General features: G+C 66.6%; 16 protein-coding genes. 14 read left to right on the forward strand and 2 right to left on the reverse strand.

Annotated elements, in window-relative coordinates; genetic code table 11:
• Window positions 1–95: 95 nt before the first annotated feature.
• Window positions 96–2,051, reverse strand: a complete 1,956-nt coding sequence (gene acs / locus ACQP2D_RS02125; protein WP_433682049.1) for an acetate--CoA ligase — start codon at window positions 2,049–2,051, stop codon at window positions 96–98.
• A gap of 457 nt (window positions 2,052–2,508) precedes the next feature.
• Here acs and ACQP2D_RS02130 point away from each other — a divergent pair, with 457 nt between their 5' ends.
• The 5 genes from ACQP2D_RS02130 to ACQP2D_RS02150 all read left to right on the forward strand — a co-directional run bounded on the left by ACQP2D_RS02130 (window position 2,509) and on the right by ACQP2D_RS02150 (window position 8,709).
• A complete protein-coding gene (locus ACQP2D_RS02130; RefSeq protein ID WP_433682050.1) occupies window positions 2,509–4,083 on the forward strand; it encodes a peptide ABC transporter substrate-binding protein in 1,575 nt (524 codons plus the stop codon).
• Between the two features lie 67 nt (window positions 4,084–4,150).
• Window positions 4,151–5,077, forward strand: coding sequence for an ABC transporter permease (locus ACQP2D_RS02135; RefSeq protein ID WP_433682051.1), 927 nt, complete (start codon window positions 4,151–4,153; stop codon window positions 5,075–5,077).
• Window positions 5,070–6,023: an ABC transporter permease gene (locus tag ACQP2D_RS02140; RefSeq protein WP_433682052.1), complete on the forward strand. Its 954-nt coding sequence runs from the start codon at window positions 5,070–5,072 to the stop codon at window positions 6,021–6,023. The genes ACQP2D_RS02135 and ACQP2D_RS02140 overlap by 8 nt, the downstream gene beginning before the upstream one ends.
• Before the next feature lie 8 nt (window positions 6,024–6,031).
• Entirely contained in the window at window positions 6,032–7,723 is a 1,692-nt protein-coding gene (locus tag ACQP2D_RS02145) for a dipeptide ABC transporter ATP-binding protein (protein WP_433682053.1), read from the forward strand.
• Window positions 7,724–7,962: 239 nt separating this feature from the next.
• A complete protein-coding gene (locus ACQP2D_RS02150) occupies window positions 7,963–8,709 on the forward strand; it encodes an oxidoreductase (protein WP_433682054.1) in 747 nt (248 codons plus the stop codon).
• Window positions 8,710–9,225: 516 nt separating this feature from the next.
• On the opposite strand, the gene ACQP2D_RS02155 is transcribed toward ACQP2D_RS02150, so the two are convergent.
• Window positions 9,226–10,044 carry an HAD family hydrolase gene (locus tag ACQP2D_RS02155; RefSeq protein WP_433685487.1) on the reverse strand — a complete coding sequence of 273 codons (819 nt, stop codon included), beginning with the start codon at window positions 10,042–10,044 and terminating at the stop codon, window positions 9,226–9,228.
• Window positions 10,045–10,461: 417 nt separating this feature from the next.
• On the opposite strand from ACQP2D_RS02155, the gene ssd reads away from it, so the two are divergent.
• The 9 genes from ssd to ACQP2D_RS02200 all read left to right on the forward strand — a co-directional run bounded on the left by ssd (window position 10,462) and on the right by ACQP2D_RS02200 (window position 16,750).
• On the forward strand, window positions 10,462–11,571 hold the full coding sequence (ssd, locus tag ACQP2D_RS02160) for a septum site-determining protein Ssd (RefSeq protein ID WP_433682055.1): 1,110 nt from the start codon (window positions 10,462–10,464) through the stop codon (window positions 11,569–11,571).
• Entirely contained in the window at window positions 11,568–12,329 is a 762-nt protein-coding gene (locus tag ACQP2D_RS02165; RefSeq protein ID WP_433682056.1) for a hypothetical protein, read from the forward strand. The genes ssd and ACQP2D_RS02165 overlap by 4 nt, the downstream gene beginning before the upstream one ends.
• A complete protein-coding gene (locus ACQP2D_RS02170; RefSeq protein WP_433682057.1) occupies window positions 12,326–13,513 on the forward strand; it encodes a TadA family conjugal transfer-associated ATPase in 1,188 nt (395 codons plus the stop codon). The genes ACQP2D_RS02165 and ACQP2D_RS02170 overlap by 4 nt, the downstream gene beginning before the upstream one ends.
• A gap of 125 nt (window positions 13,514–13,638) precedes the next feature.
• On the forward strand, window positions 13,639–14,049 hold the full coding sequence (locus ACQP2D_RS02175) for a hypothetical protein (RefSeq protein ID WP_433682058.1): 411 nt from the start codon (window positions 13,639–13,641) through the stop codon (window positions 14,047–14,049).
• Window positions 14,046–14,837, forward strand: coding sequence for a type II secretion system F family protein (locus tag ACQP2D_RS02180; RefSeq protein WP_433682059.1), 792 nt, complete (start codon window positions 14,046–14,048; stop codon window positions 14,835–14,837). The genes ACQP2D_RS02175 and ACQP2D_RS02180 overlap by 4 nt, the downstream gene beginning before the upstream one ends.
• Window positions 14,838–14,889: 52 nt before the next feature.
• Complete coding sequence (locus ACQP2D_RS02185; protein WP_433682060.1) at window positions 14,890–15,507, forward strand: type II secretion system F family protein; 618 nt, start codon at window positions 14,890–14,892, stop codon at window positions 15,505–15,507.
• A gap of 105 nt (window positions 15,508–15,612) precedes the next feature.
• Window positions 15,613–15,816 carry a DUF4244 domain-containing protein gene (locus ACQP2D_RS02190; RefSeq protein WP_433685488.1) on the forward strand — a complete coding sequence of 68 codons (204 nt, stop codon included), beginning with the start codon at window positions 15,613–15,615 and terminating at the stop codon, window positions 15,814–15,816.
• 62 nt (window positions 15,817–15,878) lie between these two features.
• Complete coding sequence (locus tag ACQP2D_RS02195; RefSeq protein ID WP_433682061.1) at window positions 15,879–16,193, forward strand: TadE family type IV pilus minor pilin; 315 nt, start codon at window positions 15,879–15,881, stop codon at window positions 16,191–16,193.
• Window positions 16,190–16,750: an Rv3654c family TadE-like protein gene (locus ACQP2D_RS02200; protein ID WP_433682062.1), complete on the forward strand. Its 561-nt coding sequence runs from the start codon at window positions 16,190–16,192 to the stop codon at window positions 16,748–16,750. Before ACQP2D_RS02195 ends, ACQP2D_RS02200 begins: the two co-directional genes overlap by 4 nt.
• The last annotated feature ends 93 nt before the right edge of the window (window positions 16,751–16,843 follow it).

Genomic DNA, 16,843 nt, shown 5'->3' on the forward strand with positions numbered 1-16,843 from the left:
AGGCTTCCCGGCACACCTTGCGCAATTCTAACGGGAAGGGCCGGTGACGATTCTCGTCACCGGCCCTACGATGTGCCGTTTCTCGGTGCGTCTACTCAGGTGCGACTGGCCCGAATCGCCTCGAAGACGTTCGGGTCGACCAGCGTCGAGGTATCGCCGAGTTCGCGGCCCTCCGCGACGTCACGCAGCAGTCGCCGCATGATCTTGCCGCTGCGGGTCTTGGGCAGTTCGGGGACCACGTGGATCTCCCTCGGCCGCGCGATCGGGCTGATCTCCCGCGACACCTCCGCTTTCAATTCGTCGACCAGGGCGTCACCGGTGTCCTTGGCCTCGGCGGTGAGGATCACGAATGCGACGATGCCCTGTCCGGTGGTGGTGTCGCTGGCGCCGACCACCGCGGCCTCGGCGACCCCGGAGTGGCCGACGAGCGCGGACTCCACCTCGGCGGTGGAGATGCGGTGACCCGAGACGTTCATCACATCATCGACCCGGCCGAGCACCCACAGATCGCCGTCGGCGTCGAGCTTGGCGCCGTCACCGGCGAAGTACCAGCCCTGTTCGGCGTAGCGCTCCCAGTAGGTGGCCCGGTAGCGCTCCATATCGCCCCAGATGCCGCGCAGCATCGACGGCCACGGCTGATCGAGCACCAGGTAGCCATTGGCCTCGGTCTCGCCGAGCTGGACCGCCCTGCCCTCCTCGTCGACGACCTTGGCCGAGATGCCGGGCAGCGGTGTCATCGCGGCGCCCGGCTTCGCGGCGGTGACGCCGGGCAGCGGGGAGATCATGATCGACCCGGTCTCGGTCTGCCACCAGGTGTCCACAATCGGCGCGGTGCTCGCGCCGATCACCTCGCGGTACCAGCGCCAGGCCTCCGGATTGATCGGCTCGCCGACGCTGCCGAGCAGCCGGATGCTGGACAGATCGTGGGCGCCCGGAATCTCCTTGCCCCACTTCATAAAGGTCCGCACCAGCGTCGGTGCGGTGTAATAGATTGTGACACCGTACTTTTCGACGATATTCCAGTGCCGGTGCTCGTCCGGGAAGTTCGGCGTGCCCTCGTAGACGACCTGGGTGGTCCGGTTCGACAGCGGTCCGTAGACGATGTAGGTGTGTCCGGTGACCCAGCCGATATCGGCGGTGCACCAGTAGACGTCCTGTCCCGCTTTGTGATCGAAGACGTTGTGGTGGGTGTAGGACGCCTGGGTCAGGTAGCCGCCGGTGGTGTGCAGAATGCCCTTGGGCTTTCCGGTGGTGCCGGAGGTGTAGAGGATGAACAGCGGATGCTCGGCGTCGAAGGCCTGCGGTGTGTGCTCGGGGCTCGCCTGTGCGACGGTCTCGTGCCACCACAGGTCGCGGCCCTCGGTCCACGGCACCTCGATATCGGTGCGCCGCACTACCAGTACGTGCTCGACGCTGTGTGGCACATCGCCATTGGCGTAGAGTGCCTCATCGACGGCCTCCTTCAGCGGTGCGGCCTTGCCGCGCCGCCACTGACCGTCGGTGGTGATGATGAGCCGGGCGCTCGCGTCATCGACGCGCTGGCGCAGGGCGGTGGGGGAGAAGCCGGCGAACACCACCGAATGCGTGAGACCCAGTCGCGCACATGCCAGCATCGATACGATCGCCTCGGGGACCATCGGCATATAGATGGCGACCCGATCGCCCGGCTCGAGTCCGAGTTCGGTGAGGTAGTTGGCGGCCCGGGACACCTCGGCCAGCAGTTCGGCGTAGGTGATATCGCGGGAATCGCCCGGTTCGCCCTCCCAGTGGATGGCGACCTGATCGCCGTGTCCGTCGAGCACATGGCGGTCCACGCAGTTGTAGGCGACATTGAGCTTGCCGTCGACGAACCACTTCGCGACGGGCGCGTCACTCCAATCCAGGACCTGGGTCCATGGCTGATCCCAGTGCAGCCGCGCGGCCTGCTCGGCCCAGAACGCGTCGCGATCCGCCGCGGCCCGCTCGTAGTTCGACGCGTCGGCGTTCGCGGCCGCGGCGAACTCCGCGCTCGGCGGGTACGACTCCCGGTGGTCGGCGGTGGTATCGGTCATCTCGTCTCTTCCTTCACGTAGCCCGTGGCGCTGGCAGTCGCGGTCGAATTCGACAGTAACCAACTGTGACCCACACCGCGTCCGGTGTGTCCAACGGGTTTCCATCCCGTCAAGACAGCGGGTATCCTGCGCGATCCGCTGACAAACCGGCCCTTCGGTCGCTATCGTCATAGCCACTCAGCTCCGGACACCGGAAGCCCCAACGGAGGCATACTTCCGGCAAATGTCCGTTTTCTCATGAATCTTTAGCGTGTTTCACCGATGTTGCCGGATTGGTAACAAGTGGAACGAACCTGGCTCAATCCGGTGACAAGCCTGCTTCGAATAGCTAACGTCCCAGGCATTCCAAGGCGGATCGAGTCGACGCGCGCTGGGCAACTGCGCATGCGTGGTCGCGGATCCCCTTTGCCTGTCTCGAAATCGGGAGAACGCGTTGAGATTCAACAGAGCTACAGCGTTGACCGCGGCAGTCGTACTGGCCACAAGCTTGGGACTGTCCGCATGTTCGTCCAGCGATAGTGCCGATGCCGACATCGTCACGACGAACGGCGGTGAGCCGCAGAATCCATTGGTACCAACCAATACCAATGAGAATATGGGCGGCCGGGTCGTGGACCGGCTGTTCGCGGGTCTGAAGTACTACGACGGCAAGGGTGTCGCGCACGACGAGATGGCCGAGTCGATCAAGACTCCCGACCGCAAGACCTACACCATCACCATCAAGCCGGACTGGAAGTTCACCGACGGCACCACGGTGACGGCGAAGTCGTTCGTCGATGCCTGGAACTACGGCGCACTCGGCACCAATGGCCAGTTGCAGAGCTACGCGTTCACCCCGATCGTCGGATTCGACCAGGTCTCCGCGGAAAAGCCAACGGCACAGACGATGTCGGGGCTGAAGGTGGTCGACGACCGGACCTTCACCGTCGAGCTGAAGTCGCCGTCCATCGACTTCGAGACCGAACTCGGCTACGCGCCGTTCTATCCGCTGCCCGACGCCGCGTTCAAGGATATGAAGGCCTTCGGCGAGAACCCGATCGGCAACGGCCCCTACAAGTTCCAGACCTGGGAGCACAACGTCAAGATCGATCTGGTGCCCAACCCGGACTACAAGGGCGGACGCGCGCCCAAGAACAAGGGCCTGCGCTTCGTCATGTACCAGTCGTTCGACACCGCCTACTCGGATCTGCAGGCGGGCAATCTCGATACCCTGGACACGATTCCGGACAGCGCGCTGACCTCGTACAAGAAGGACCTCGGTGATCGCGCGATCCTCGAGCCGTCCGCGCAGAACCAGCACATCGGTGTCCAGGCCAATGTGCCGCATTTCGGTGGTGAGGAGGGTCTGCTGCGCCGCAGGGCCATCTCCATGGCGATCAACCGACAGCAGATCTGCGACACCATCTTCAACGGCACCAAGATCCCGGCCCGTGACTTCACCTCGAGCACACTGCCCGGATTCGACGGGAACCTGCCCGGCTCAGAGGTGTTGAAGTACAACCCCGACGAGGCCAAGAAGCTCTGGGCGCAGGCCGATGCCATTTCGCCGTGGTCGGGTCGCTATGAGATCGCCTACAACTCCGATGGCGGCCACCAGGCGTGGATCGAGGCCGTGGCCAACAGCGTCAAGAACACCCTCGGTATCGACGCCGTCGGCACGCCGTACCCGACCTTCAAGAACATCCGAGATCTGGTGAACCAGAAGACGATCGGCAAGTCCTTCCGCTACGGCTGGCAGGGCGACTACCCGACGATGCTGCAGTTCCTCACCTCGCAGTACTACAGCTACTCCGAGACCAATAACGTCGACTACAAGAGCCCCGAATTCGACCACCTGCTCGACGCCGCGCTCGCCGCGCCGACGCTGCCGGAGTCGTACAAGCTCGTGGCACAGGCGCAGGCGTTGCTGATCAAGGATATGGCCGATATCCCGGTGCTGGACTACCTCGCCGCAGCGGGACGTTCGGACAAGGTCAAGAAGGCCGATCTGGCCTGGAACGGTCTGTTCGACTTCGAGAACATCGAGAAGTAGCCGCTCGGCGCCGACCGTGCCGCCGTGACTCGACGGCGCGGTCGGCTCCGCTCACCCAGGAGACGAAATGGCCTGGTATGTCTTGCGGCGTCTGCTCCAAATGATCCCCGTCTTCCTCGGGGCGACGCTGCTCATCTATGCACTGGTCTTCCTAGTGCCGGGCGATCCGATCCACGCGCTGGCCGGCGACAAGCCGATGACGCCCGCCGTGGAAGCCCAGCTCCGCGCGCGCTATCACCTGGACCGCCCGTTCTTCGTGCAGTATCTGCTGTATCTGAAAGGCATCTTCACCCTCGATTTCGGTACCGCCTTTTCCGGCCGCCCGGTGCGCGATGAACTCGCACGGGCGTTCCCGATCACCATCAAACTGGCGTTCATGGCGGTGCTCATCGAGGGCGTCTTCGGCGTCATCTTCGGGCTGATCGCGGGTCTGCGCAAGGGCAAACTGTTCGATTCGACGCTGCTGGTGGTCAGCCTGATCATCATCGCGGTGCCGATCTTCGTGATCGGCTTTCTCGCCCAGTTCGTGCTCGGCGTGAAGTGGGGCATCGCACCGGTGACCGTCACCGGCAAGGCGAGCTTCGGTGAACTGCTCGTACCCGCGTTCGTACTCGGGTCGCTGTCGTTCGCCTATGTGCTGCGGCTGACCCGAAATTCGGTGGCGGAGAACATGTCCGCCGACTACGTCCGGACCGCGACCGCGAAGGGGCTGAGTCGGCCCCGGGTGGTCACCGTGCACATTCTGCGCAACTCGATGATCCCGGTGATCACCTTCCTCGGCGCCGATCTCGGTGCGTTGATCGGCGGCGCGGTCGTCACCGAGGGCATCTTCAATATTCCGGGTGTCGGTGGAACGCTGTACCAGGCGATCACCCGCGGTGAACCGCCCACCGTGGTCTCGTTCGTGACCGTGCTGATCGTGATCTTCCTGATCTCGAATCTGATCATCGACCTGCTCTACGCCGCGCTCGACCCGAGGATCCGATATGCCTGATCTCGATAAGAAAGCTCCGGACAGGCAACCGCATTTCGTGGCTCCGCCCGACGAAGTCGAGGTGCTCGCCACCGATCAGGTCGTCGATACCGGATCACCGACCAGCATCTGGCAGGACGCGTGGCGCCAGCTGCGCCGCAATCCGATCTTCATCGTCGCCGCGGTGCTGATCGTCTTCATCGCCGTCGTGGTGCTCTGGCCCGGCCTGTTCTCCGATCAGGATCCGCGCTATTGCAACGGCGATTTCAGCATGGATCCGCGCGGGCCCGGCCATCCCTTCGGATTCGATAAGCAGGGCTGTGATGTCTACACCCGAACCGTTTACGGCGCACGGGCTTCCGTGATGGCCGGTTTGGGTGCGACGACGGTGTTCCTGCTCGTCGGTGGCACGCTGGGGGCGCTCGCGGGCTTCTACGGCGGGCTGCTGGATTCGGTGGTCTCCCGCATCGCGGAGATCTTCTACGCGATTCCGCTGATGCTGGCCGCGATCGTCATCATGCAGCTGCTCGACTCGCGCACGATCTGGACCGTCATCCTGATCCTGGCCGCCTTCACCTGGCCACAGGCCGCGCGCATCGCGCGCAGCGCGGTGATCGAGGCCAAGAACAGCGAATATGTCACGGCGGCGAAGGCATTGGGCGTCTCCCGAATACGGACGCTGCTGCGCCATGTGCTGCCGAATGCGGCCGGACCGCTGATCGTGGTCACCACGATCTGGCTCGGCGCGTTCATCGTCACCGAGGCGACGCTGTCCTACCTCGGCGTCGGTTTGCCGCGCACCATCGTGTCCTGGGGTTCCGATATCAATACCAACCAGCACGAGCTGCGCGGCGGATCGCCGATTTTGTTCTATCCCGCAACGGCTTTGGCGCTCACTGTGCTGAGCTTCATCCTGCTCGGCGACGCGCTGCGGGACGCACTCGATCCGAAGGCGAGGAAGAGGTGACCGCGTCGATGTCCGAGCGACCACTGCTCGAGATCGAGGATCTCAACGTTTGTTTCTCCTCCGAGGGCAAGAAGATTCCGGCGGTGCGCGATGTCAGTCTGTCGGTGTATCCCGGCCAGACGGTCGCGATCGTCGGCGAATCCGGATCCGGCAAGTCCACCACCGCGCACAGCATCATCGACCTGCTGCCCGGCACCGGAAAGGTCACTTCCGGATCCATCATGTTCGACGGTAAGGATCTGGTTAAGGCGTCGAAGAAGGATGTCGTCGCGGTCCGCGGTAGCGGTATCGGGTTGGTTCCGCAGGATCCGATGTCGAATCTCAATCCGGTGTGGAAGATCGGATTCCAGATCCGGGAGACCCTGGAGGCCAATGGCATTGCCAAGGGCAAGGCGGCCAAGCAGCGCGCCATCGAACTGCTCGAGGAAGCCGGTATGTCGGATGCGGCACGCCGGGTCAACCAGTATCCGCACGAATTCTCCGGCGGTATGCGCCAGCGCGCGCTCATTGCCATCGGACTGGCCTGCCGTCCCAAACTGCTGATCGCCGACGAGCCGACCTCGGCCCTCGACGTCACGGTGCAGCGGCAGATCCTCGATCATCTCGACGGGCTCACCAGCGAACTGGGTACCGCCGTGCTGCTCATCACCCACGACCTCGGCCTGGCCGCCGAGCGCGCCGAACACCTGGTGGTGATGTATCGCGGCAAGGTGGTGGAATCCGGTCCGGCACTACAGATTCTGCGCGAACCGCAGCATCTGTACACCAAGAAGCTGGTGAATTCGGCGCCCTCGCTGGCCTCGCAGCGGTTGTCCTCGGTGCGCGAGCGCATCGAGGTGCGCAAACAGGCCGTCCAGGTCGCCGAGGAGGTCGCGGCGGCCGATACCGAACTCGCGGTGGTCTCCGATGACGTGGTGGTCGCGCAGAATCTGACCAAGGCGTTCAAGATTCGGGGCAGCACGCCGTGGAAGTCGACCGATTTCATCGCGGTCGACGATGTGTCGTTCCGCTTGAAGCGCGGCACGACGACGGCGATTGTCGGCGAGTCCGGTTCGGGCAAATCCACGGTGGCGCAGATGGTGCTGGGTCTGCTCGAACCGACATCGGGTTCGGTGACCTTCGACGGACGCGAAGTGGCGAAGCTGGATCGTAAGGGCGCGTTCGCTTTTCGCCGCCGGGTGCAGCCGATCTTCCAGGACCCCTACGGTTCGCTGGATCCGATGTACTCGATCTACCGCACCATCGAGGAGCCCCTGCGCACGCACAAGATCGGCACCGCCGCACAACGCGAGGCAACGGTGCGCGACCTACTGGACAAGGTGTCATTGCCGTCCACGGTGATGCGCCGCTACCCCAATGAACTCTCCGGCGGCCAGCGCCAGCGCGTCGCGGTGGCCCGTGCGCTCGCGCTCTCGCCGGAGGTGGTGGTGTGCGATGAGGCGGTCTCCGCTCTCGACGTGCTCGTCCAGGCCCAGATCCTCAAGCTGCTCAACGATTTACAAGCCGAATTGGGTTTGTCCTACCTGTTCATCACCCACGACCTGGCCGTCGTCCGTCAGATCGCCGACGATGTCCTCGTCATGCAAACCGGCAAGATCGTCGAAGCGGCCACTACCAACGAGGTTTTCGACAACCCTCGAGAGGAGTACACCCGTCGCCTGCTCGATGCCATCCCGGGAAGGGATCTGTTGGCGGGCTGACGCCTGGACTTTCTTCAGCCCAGCAACCTCGGAGCGGGTCTGCGAGCGGCCCGCTCGGAGGCGCGGCCATCGATTCAGCCGAGTCATCGAAGGCCCTGCGCTGCTGGGGCGGTCTCGTTTGGCATACGTGTGGAAAGATTCGCGCTTTGCCGACTCCGACGGAGCGAGTCTTACGAGCGATGTTCGCGACAACGGGGGGCCGCGAACACGCAGCACCGAAGGCGCTGCAAGATAACACCGTGACCGATCCGCTACAGCCTCTCGTCGATCTGCCCGGTGTGCGCGAAGCCGCTGATAAGGCGCGCGACGCGCTGGCCGCCGTACACCGGCACAAGGCGAACCGGCGGGGCTGGCCGACCACGGCGGCCGAGGCGGCGGTGCGTGCGGCCAGGTCATCGGCCGCGATCGAGGGCGCGAGCACCGAACTGCCCGCCGACGGCCGGGTCGCGGATCCGATCTTGGCCGGGTCACTGCGGGTCGGGCAGGCCCTCGACGGTGACGCGCTGCGCAACCTGATCGGCACCTGGCAGCGTGCGCCGCTGCAGGCGCTGGCCCGGCTGCACCTGCTGGCCGCGGCCGATCTGGTGACCGATGAGTCGCTGCTCGGACGGCCGCGCGGCGACGGCGGCGTGGCCGAAAGGCTGGACCTACTGGCCCAGACAGTGCTCGGCTCCAAGGCGCCCGCACCGGTCATCGCGGCGGTCGTGCACGGGGAGCTGCTGGCGTTGCGGCCGTTCGGTACCGCCGACGGCATTGTCGCGCGGGCGGCCTCCCGACTGGTCGCGGCGTCCAGTGGGCTGGACCCGCACAGCCTCGGCGTGCCGGAAGTGTTCTGGTTGCGACGGCGTCAGCAGTACCTGGATGCGGCGGCCGGATTCGGCTCGGGTGCCGCGGACGCGGTGGGCAGCTGGGTGATTCTGTGCTGCGGCGCCTTCGAGGATGGTGCGCGGGAGGCCACATCGATCGCCGAAGCGGCGTCGGGGTAGCGCCGATAAGGGGGCTGCACACATCAAAGCGGGCGGCGTTGTCGTTGACGACCTCACCGCCCGCTAGCACGGACTCCCGGTTACCAAGCGTGCTAGGTGGGTTGTGTTCTGCGGCCTCGGCGATAATCCGTACTCCGCCGGTTCATCCCCGCAACCTGTGCGAGGCCCTCGCCGACGATAATCCGTATCTCGCAGGCCCACAACGCTTCTGCCCTTGTCGCGGCGCGCTCCGCGTGGGTGCCTGGTGCCCGTGCTGGGAAGGGTGGGTTGGGAAGCTGAACCTTCTCTTCCGGCTCCGCTCAAGCCTTCCGTCCTTCCGTAATTACATTTCTACACCTGTGACTACTCCCACATCAAGGGCTGCGAAAACATTCAATAATCGGCGTGTTTGCCGGCGTTTCGTGGTTAAATGCCTGGTCGCAGCGCCCTTTGTGTTATGTCAGCAAACGCTTCCGCAAGCCATCCGCAGCACCCCCGAACAGCTCTTCCGCAGGGCCGCATCGGGGCACTCATGGCTCAGCGGCGACGACGCAGCAGCCGGTAACTGACCGCACCGGCCAGCACCGCGCTCAACCCGACCGCCGCCGTCGCGGCAAGGGTGGTCGACGAAGGGGTCTGGAAACGCGCCCACAGCGACACCGGGTTGGAGAAGGTGAGGATCGGCCATCCCTTGGCCACCGCCTCGCGACGCAGATTGCGATCCGGATTCACCGCGGTCGGATGTCCCACCGCGCTCAGCATCGGCACGTCGGTCACCGAATCGGAGTACGCATAGCACCGCCTCAGGTCGTAACCCTCACTGGCGGCGAGCTTTTCGATCGCGGTCACCTTACCCGCACCGTAGCAATAGAATTCGACCTCGCCGGTGTAGCGACCGTCCTCGACCACCATCCGGGTGGCGGCGGTGTGCGAGGCCCCGAGGGCCTCGGCGATCGGGGCGACGATCTCCTCGCCGGAGGCCGAAACGATCACCACATCGTGGCCGCGGATCTTGTGGTCGGCAATGAGATCGGCCGCCTCGGCATAGATCAACGGGTCGACGAGTTCGTGAAGTGTTTCGGCCACAATGGATTTCACCTGCTCGATGTCCCAGCCCGCGACCATATTGGTCAGATTGGCGCGCATCCGCTCCATCTGATCGTGGTCGGCGCCCGACAGCATGAACAGGAAGTGCGCATAACTGCTCTCCAGCACCGCGCGCCGGTTCAGCAGGCCCTGTGCGTAGAAGGGCTTACTGAACACATATGTGCTCGACTTCGCGATCACCGTCTTGTCGAGATCGAAGAAGGCGGCGATGCGCTGGCCCCCGGCGGTGGGGCGCGTCGTTGCCGTCACGTCCCGTGCGGTCTGGTCCGCGAGCTCTGTCTGGTCGCCATCGGCCGTCACCCGTTCAGAATATGCATGTGCCGCTGACGGTGCCGACCGGACCGTGCGCGGAGTTCGTCGGACGAGTTTGCCCCGGAGACGCCGGGCCGGTGGTGGCCATAAAGTTCTCCGGCGACAGACTTGCGTTGTGGCCCGGACTTGGGTGTAGTATTGCTGGCACCTGGACATAGTCCAGGCGCGTTCAGCCCGACCCCCCGGGGCTGAACCCGACGGCCCCAGCCTCCTCCCCCCCGGCTGGGGCCGTCCTCTATTTCGGGCCAGGTTTCCCCGATTTCGGCTCTCCGGATTTATCCACACCCCCCGAGTTATCCACATTCGGCATATTGGATCTTCTGCTCCGTTTCATCTTCGAGCACGCTGACCTGCATGAATCTCGAAGCCGCCCCGGCACTCACACCGCCGCCCGCGCTCGTGCTCATCCAGGACATCCGGCTGCGTGACGAGGTCCGCCGGGTGGCGGCCGCCGCGGAGCGAGCTCTCGATGAGCGCGGGCTGCCCGTCGGCCGACATGCCTGGGCCGCCGCACCGCTGGTGATTCTCGACACAAACGCAGCCAAGAGCTGCGCAGCGGCCGGATATCTCCGACGTATCGGCATCGTCCTGGTGACCGATGGGGAACCCGTATTGACCGATTGGCAGGCCGCCGCCGCGGTCGGGGCCGAGCGCGTCATCGCGCTGCCGGGTGCGGCGGTCGGGCTTATCGAGAAGTTTGCTGAGCATGGTGAATACCGCATGGGCGACGGTGTTGTCGTCGCGATCGCGGGCGCGAGCGGTGGTGCGGGCGCCTCGACATTGGCCGCGGCGACCGGGCTGCGATCCGCCGCCGGGCGGTTCCGGCGCGACACCGTCCTCATCGACGGCGCACCCCTCGGCGGCGGCCTCGACCTGCTGCTCGGCGTCGAAACCGAGGCCGGACTGCGCTGGCCGGATCTGGTGATCGAGGACGGTCGGGTCTCCGCCGCGGCGCTGCACAGCGCACTGCCCGCGGCGGCGCCCGGGCTGGCACTACTGTCCTGCGGCCGAGCCGGTGCCGGACGCTTGCCCGTCGACATAGGCCCCGCCGCGATCCGTGCCGTCATCGAAGCAGGCCGTGCCGCAGGCGATTTGGTGATATGTGATATATCGGGCGAGCGCGGCCCACACGCCGACCAGATACTCGATGCGGCCGACCTGGTGGTGTTGGTCGTGCCAGCCCGCCTGCGCGCCGTGGCCGCCGCCGAATCGGTCGCCGCCCACATCGGCCAGCGAAATCCGAACCAGGGCTTGATCGTTCGTGGCCCCGCGCCCGGCGGCATGCGCGGCACCGAGGTCGCCGAGGTCCTCGACCTCCCCCTACTCGCCGCCGTCCGAGCCCAACCCGGCCTCGCCTCCCGCCTCGAACGCGGTGGCCTGACCCTCCGCCGCGGCCCCCTCCGCGACGCCGCAGACGCCATCCTCACCGTCCTCAGCGCCCCAACCGGCCAGGGATTGCGATGAGCGCCTTCGCGAAATCCGAGGCCCCGCCCCGAGTCCGCACCGCCGCTGTGGCGGTGCCCGGGATGCCGGGGCGCTATGCCGAGGCGACCGAGTCGATGAAATGCCCACTGGTGCAGCGGTATCAGTATGTCGTGCGGGCTGCCCAGCCGATACTCGGTGTGAAGCAATCTGCGGCGCTGAAGGGGCGGGTGAGGTTCCGGGAGTTGTCGCAGGTCCCTGATTTGGATGTTGACGGTTCGGCAGGGATGAGTGCGTTGGTGGGGTCCGACCTGCCGCAGCGTCACCAGGGTGTGCGCTCGGCTGGTGCGGATGAGTGCGGTGGTGGGCCCGAACTGCGGCAGCGTCACCAGGATTCGATGTGCGCTCGACCGGTGCGGATGAGTGCGTTGATGGCGTCCGAACTGCCGCAGCGTCACCAGGATGCGGTGCGCGTCGGGCCGGCGCAGATGAGTGGGGCGCTGGGGGCGGCCACAGCCTGCCGAGTGCCGAGGCAGGCCCTTGCAGTGGGTACTGGCGCTTCGGCGGCAGAGGTGTTCGGGATGAGTGGCTTGGTGACGCCTGAACTGCCGCAGCGGTATCGGAATGGCGCGTGTGCTATCTGGCCGGTGCGCGGTCTGCGGGTGGTGTTGGGCGCGATGCCTGATGAGGTGTTGAACGTGCGGCGATCTGCGGCGCTGAAGGTGCGGCCGGGCGGCCGGGTGCCGGGGCAGGCCCTTGATGCGGGTGCTGGTGCTTCGGAGGGGAGGGGTTGGGGATGAGTGCGTTGGTGACGTCGGCGCTGTTGGATCGGGTGCGGGAGCGGCTGGCGGGGGCATCGGGGGATCCGGATCCGGCGCAGGTGGCGGCCGCCATTCGGGCCGAGGCGGGTGGTGTGCTCGGTGATACGGATCTGCTGCGGGCGTTGCGGTTGTTGCAGACCGAGATGACCGGGGCAGGGCTCTTGGAGCCGCTGCTGCAGGATCCTCGGGTCGCCGATGTGCTGGTGACCGCGCCGGATGCGGTGTGGATCGATCGCGGTCGGGGGCTGGAGCGGACCTCTGTCGTCTTCCCGGATGAGGCGGCGGTGCGCCGATTGGCGCAGCGGTTGGCGCTTTCGGCCGGGCGGCGGCTCGACGATGCGCAGCCGTGGGTGGACGGCAGCCTGTCGGGAAGGGAAGCGGCGCTGGGCGATTCGTTCGGCGTGCGGCTGCATGCGGTATTGGCTCCGGTCGCCCACGGCGGCACCTGCCTGTCACTGCGCGTGCTGCGTCCGGCAACGCAAGGGCTGGACGCGCTCGCGGCGGCCGGTGCGGTACCCGCCGACGCGAAACTCCTGCTGGAGCGGATCATTCGGGCCAGACTGGCCTTCCTGGTGGTGGGCGGAACCGGCGCGGGAAAGACCACGCTGCTCTCCGGGCTATTGGCCGCAGTCGCCCCGGACGAACGCATCATCTGCGTCGAGGACGCGGCCGAACTGGCACCGCCCCACCCCCATGTCGTGCGCCTGGTCGCGCGCACCGCGAACGTAGAGGGCGTCGGCGTGGTGACGGTACGCGACCTGGTCCGCCAGGCATTGCGGATGCGTCCCGACCGAATCGTCGTCGGTGAAGTCCGCGGCGCGGAGGTGGTCGACCTACTGACCGCACTCAACACCGGCCACGACGGCGGGGCGGGCACCGTGCACGCGAACTCGCCCCGCGAGGTACCCGCCCGCCTGGAAGCCCTTGCGGCACTGGGCGGTATGGACCGGGCCGCGCTGCACAGCCAACTGGCCGCAGCCGTCCAAGTGGTGCTGCACGTCCACCGCCGAGCCGACGGATCCCGCGGCCTCCGCGAAATCGGCATCGTCGACCGCACCCCCGAAGGCCACGTCCGCATAACCGCCGCCTGGCGCGCAGACCAAGCCCCCACCCCCGCCGCCCCTGAACTGAACCGCCTACTCGACGAACGGCTCGACCGATGATCGGGAAATTGGAGTACGCCGCTCTCGTGGCTCTCGTGGCTCTCGTGGCTCTCGTGGCTCTCGTGGCTCTCGTGGCTCTCGTGGCTCTCGTGGCACAGGCATGCGACAGACTGGCGGCTCTTTCGATGAACACGAAACCCGTGCGCTCCCCGGAAACGGTTCCCAAGGCGCCGCAACCGGGGATGCCCGCGGCATTGGGAGGTTCGGCGTTCGCGGACCGGAGGGTGCCGTGCCTGCACGCGGCGCAGGTGACGGCTGTGCCGGTACGCGCGATGGCGTCGCTTCTGACGGCGCTGGATCCCATTCCCAAGGCGCCGCAACCGGGGATGCCCGCGGCATTGGGAGGTTCGGCGTTCGCGGACCGGAGGGTGCCGTGCCTGCACGCGGCACAGGTGACGACTGTGGTGCCGGTGCGCTCGGTGGAGTCGCCTACGACGGCGCTGGATCCCATTCCAATTGCCGCATCGGTCGTCTCAGCGTCCGCGGCTTCGGTAGCAACGTGCCCATGGGTGCTCGGTGATCGGCTCGTCCGATGATCGGGGCGCTGATATGTCTGGCTGGGGCGGTGTTGACGGCACCGGTGTCGAGGTCGCGGCGTCGGTTCATCGGGATGTTCGTCTCGACGGGCGAGCGTCGAAAGATGCGGCGCGGCAATATGTTTCGAGCAGCATTCGGTGTTGGGGTGGCGGTGGCGCTTGCGGTTGGCGTGGGTCCGCTGGTGGCGGCGGTGTTGGCTGGGGGAACAGTTGGCATTCGGGTTCGGCGGGCCAGTCGGGATCGGCGGCGTGGTGTGGAGTGCACCCGCCTGCTCGACGCGCTCGAGGCGGTCATCGGTGAGTTGCGGGTCGGTGCCCATCCCAGTGCTGCGGCGGAGGTTGCCGCACAGGAGTCGCGGGGCGAGGCCGCGCGCGCTTTCGCGGTCTGCGCGGCCCGCAGCAGGCTCGGCGGCTCCGGTGCGGATGGGCTGCGGCATACCGATTCCATCGTCGACATCGAACTCGCCCGGATCGCCGACGCATGGCAGGTCGCCGAAAACCACGGTCTTGCCCTCGCTGAGCTACTTTCCGCCGCCCGCACGGACCTACTCGGCCGCATCCGGTTTCGCACCCGCACGACGGCCGCGCTGGCGGGTGCTCGGGCCACCGCCGCGGTCCTGGCGGGTCTGCCACTGCTGGGTATCGGCCTCGGCCAGATGATGGGCGCCGCCCCACTGCACGTGCTGCTGAGCCCCGGCGCTGGAACGGTACTGCTGCCGCTGGGCGCGGCGCTCGCGTGCATGGGCTTGCTCTGGACCGACGCGATCACGCGAAAGGTCCTCCTATGAAACGAATCTGGACGGCGATACCGGTTGTGCGCACATTCGAAGGGGGTTGGGGATGGTTGGAATTGCCAGTGGGCCAGTACTTTTTCTCGCTGCGGCATTGGTGGTGCTGCCGGGGCGGGTCGCGGTGATTCGGCGGCTGCGGGCGCTGCGGGGAGGCGGCTCGCAGCCGGTCATCGCTACCTCAGGCCGCGTAGCCAGCGACGATCCACTCGCCGTTGCGTCGGTATTCGACCTGCTGGCCGCATGCCTGCGCGCGGGGCTGCCGATGGCGGCCGCGGCGCGCGCGGTGGCACCCGGTGCGCCCGCACCGCTCGGAGCCGCATTACGTCGGGCCGCCGATCTACTGGCGCTGGGTGCGGACGCGGCGATGGCATGGGACCAAGTAGCGCGGGACGGCGCGGACCAGCCGGGCGCCGAGGAGGTCGACGCACTGGCGCGCATGGCGCGGCGCTCGGCACGATCGGGCGCCTCACTCGCCGCCGCGGTGGGCGAATTGGCCGAACAGCGCCGCAGTGGGGTCGAGGACGCGGCCGCCGCCCGCGCCGAACGTGCCGGAGTCCTGATCGGCGGCCCCCTCGGCCTCTGCTTCCTCCCCGCCTTCGTGTGCCTCGGCATCGTCCCCGTAGTAATCGGCCTCGCTGGCCGCGTGCTCGGAGGTGGACTGCTGTGAAAACCACACGACCGGGAAGAGCATGTCGGCGCGGAGCGGCCGCGTCGACTGGAAAGAGAGGGGAAATCGGTGCGAATCGGGAAGGTGCGGGAACGGGTGGTTCAGATGCTCGGAGCCGTCGGCGTCGAGGTGCGGGCGCGGCTGTTGCGGGCGATGGTCGCCGAGGATGGGATGAGTACCGCGGAGTATGCGATCGGGACCATTGCGGCGGCGGCGTTCGGGGCCGTGCTGTACGGGGTGGTGACCGGGGACAGCATTGTGAACGCCCTGACGAAGATCATCGACAAGGCGCTGAACACCGCCGTGTAGCCGACACTGATCGTCGATTAAACTATTGCGGTACAACGCATCTCGGTGACGATCAGGGTGCGGTGACGGTTGAGGCGGCGATCGCGCTCGCTGCCATCGTGGTCGCGGTGGTGCTGTGCGTCGGAGCTTTGCTCGCGGCGTCGACGCAGGTGCGCTGTGTCGACGCCGCTCGCGAAGCGGCCCGCCTGGCCGCCCGCGGTGATCAGGCGAATGCGGTGTCGGCGGCGCGGCGGGTTGCTCCGCCCGCCGCCGACATCTCACTGCGCAGTGCGGGCGATCGGGTGGTCGCGACGGTCTCCGCCCGCTCACCCCTGCTGCCACTGCTGGTGCTGCGCGCCGAGGCCGTGGCCTCGCGCGAGCCGGGAGCCGAGCCGTGACCGCCCGCGGCCCGGCAGCCGAAGCCGGTACCCCCGCGGCACCGGCACAGATGAAGGACATGGAGGTGCCGCGCCACACCGGTGCGGTGGTAAGGGAGTGCAGTGATCGAGCGGTAGATGCGGCGTCGTCGGACAACGCGCGATATCGGCGGGCCGACCATCGCCACGACATGTTCGGTGCTCGGTCGGAACGTCGGCGTCTCGCCATCGCGGATGACGGGGTCGCGACGGTGTTCGCGTGCCTGGTGCTCGCGGCGCTGATCGGCGTGACGCTATTGATCGGTCAGGTCGGGGTGGTGATCGTGGGGCGGCATCGGGCACAGGCTGCCGCGGATTTGTCGGCTTTGTCGGCGGCGGGGGAACTGGAGCGTGGGGCAGATGCCGGATGTGCTGCGGCGGGTGAGATCGCATCGCGGATGGGAGTGCGGATTCTGCAGTGCGCGGTAGTGCAGTGGGATGCGACTGTCACCGTTGAAGGGAATGTACCAATAGGTCTGTTCGGAAAGCGGACTGTTCGCGCGGTTGCTCGCGCGGGGCCGGTCGAAGTTGAAGTATGACCGGTGCATACAGATGTCCGACAGTGGTACATCACATCGCTGGAATTCGGTAATTGGGATGATCGAATAATTGCGGTATCGCATCAATTTACT

The organism is Nocardia sp. CA-119907 (assembly GCF_050955995.1).
GTDB lineage: Bacteria > Actinomycetota > Actinomycetes > Mycobacteriales > Mycobacteriaceae > Nocardia.

What these genes read in the sequence shown, in the direction of transcription:
- ACQP2D_RS02180 (WP_433682059.1), top strand. Translation starts at nt 14,046, where the DNA reads ATGATCGGGGCGCTGATATGTCTGGCTGGGGCGGTGTTGACGGCACCG.
- ACQP2D_RS02140 (WP_433682052.1), top strand. Translation starts at nt 5,070, where the DNA reads ATGCCTGATCTCGATAAGAAAGCTCCGGACAGGCAACCGCATTTCGTG.
- ACQP2D_RS02145 (WP_433682053.1), top strand. Translation starts at nt 6,032, where the DNA reads ATGTCCGAGCGACCACTGCTCGAGATCGAGGATCTCAACGTTTGTTTC.
- ACQP2D_RS02170 (WP_433682057.1), top strand. Translation starts at nt 12,326, where the DNA reads ATGAGTGCGTTGGTGACGTCGGCGCTGTTGGATCGGGTGCGGGAGCGG.
- ACQP2D_RS02175 (WP_433682058.1), top strand. Translation starts at nt 13,639, where the DNA reads ATGAACACGAAACCCGTGCGCTCCCCGGAAACGGTTCCCAAGGCGCCG.
- acs (WP_433682049.1), bottom strand. Translation starts at nt 2,051, where the DNA reads ATGACCGATACCACCGCCGACCACCGGGAGTCGTACCCGCCGAGCGCG.
- ACQP2D_RS02185 (WP_433682060.1), top strand. Translation starts at nt 14,890, where the DNA reads ATGGTTGGAATTGCCAGTGGGCCAGTACTTTTTCTCGCTGCGGCATTG.
- ACQP2D_RS02165 (WP_433682056.1), top strand. Translation starts at nt 11,568, where the DNA reads ATGAGCGCCTTCGCGAAATCCGAGGCCCCGCCCCGAGTCCGCACCGCC.
- ssd (WP_433682055.1), top strand. Translation starts at nt 10,462, where the DNA reads ATGAATCTCGAAGCCGCCCCGGCACTCACACCGCCGCCCGCGCTCGTG.
- ACQP2D_RS02135 (WP_433682051.1), top strand. Translation starts at nt 4,151, where the DNA reads ATGGCCTGGTATGTCTTGCGGCGTCTGCTCCAAATGATCCCCGTCTTC.
- ACQP2D_RS02190 (WP_433685488.1), top strand. Translation starts at nt 15,613, where the DNA reads ATGCTCGGAGCCGTCGGCGTCGAGGTGCGGGCGCGGCTGTTGCGGGCG.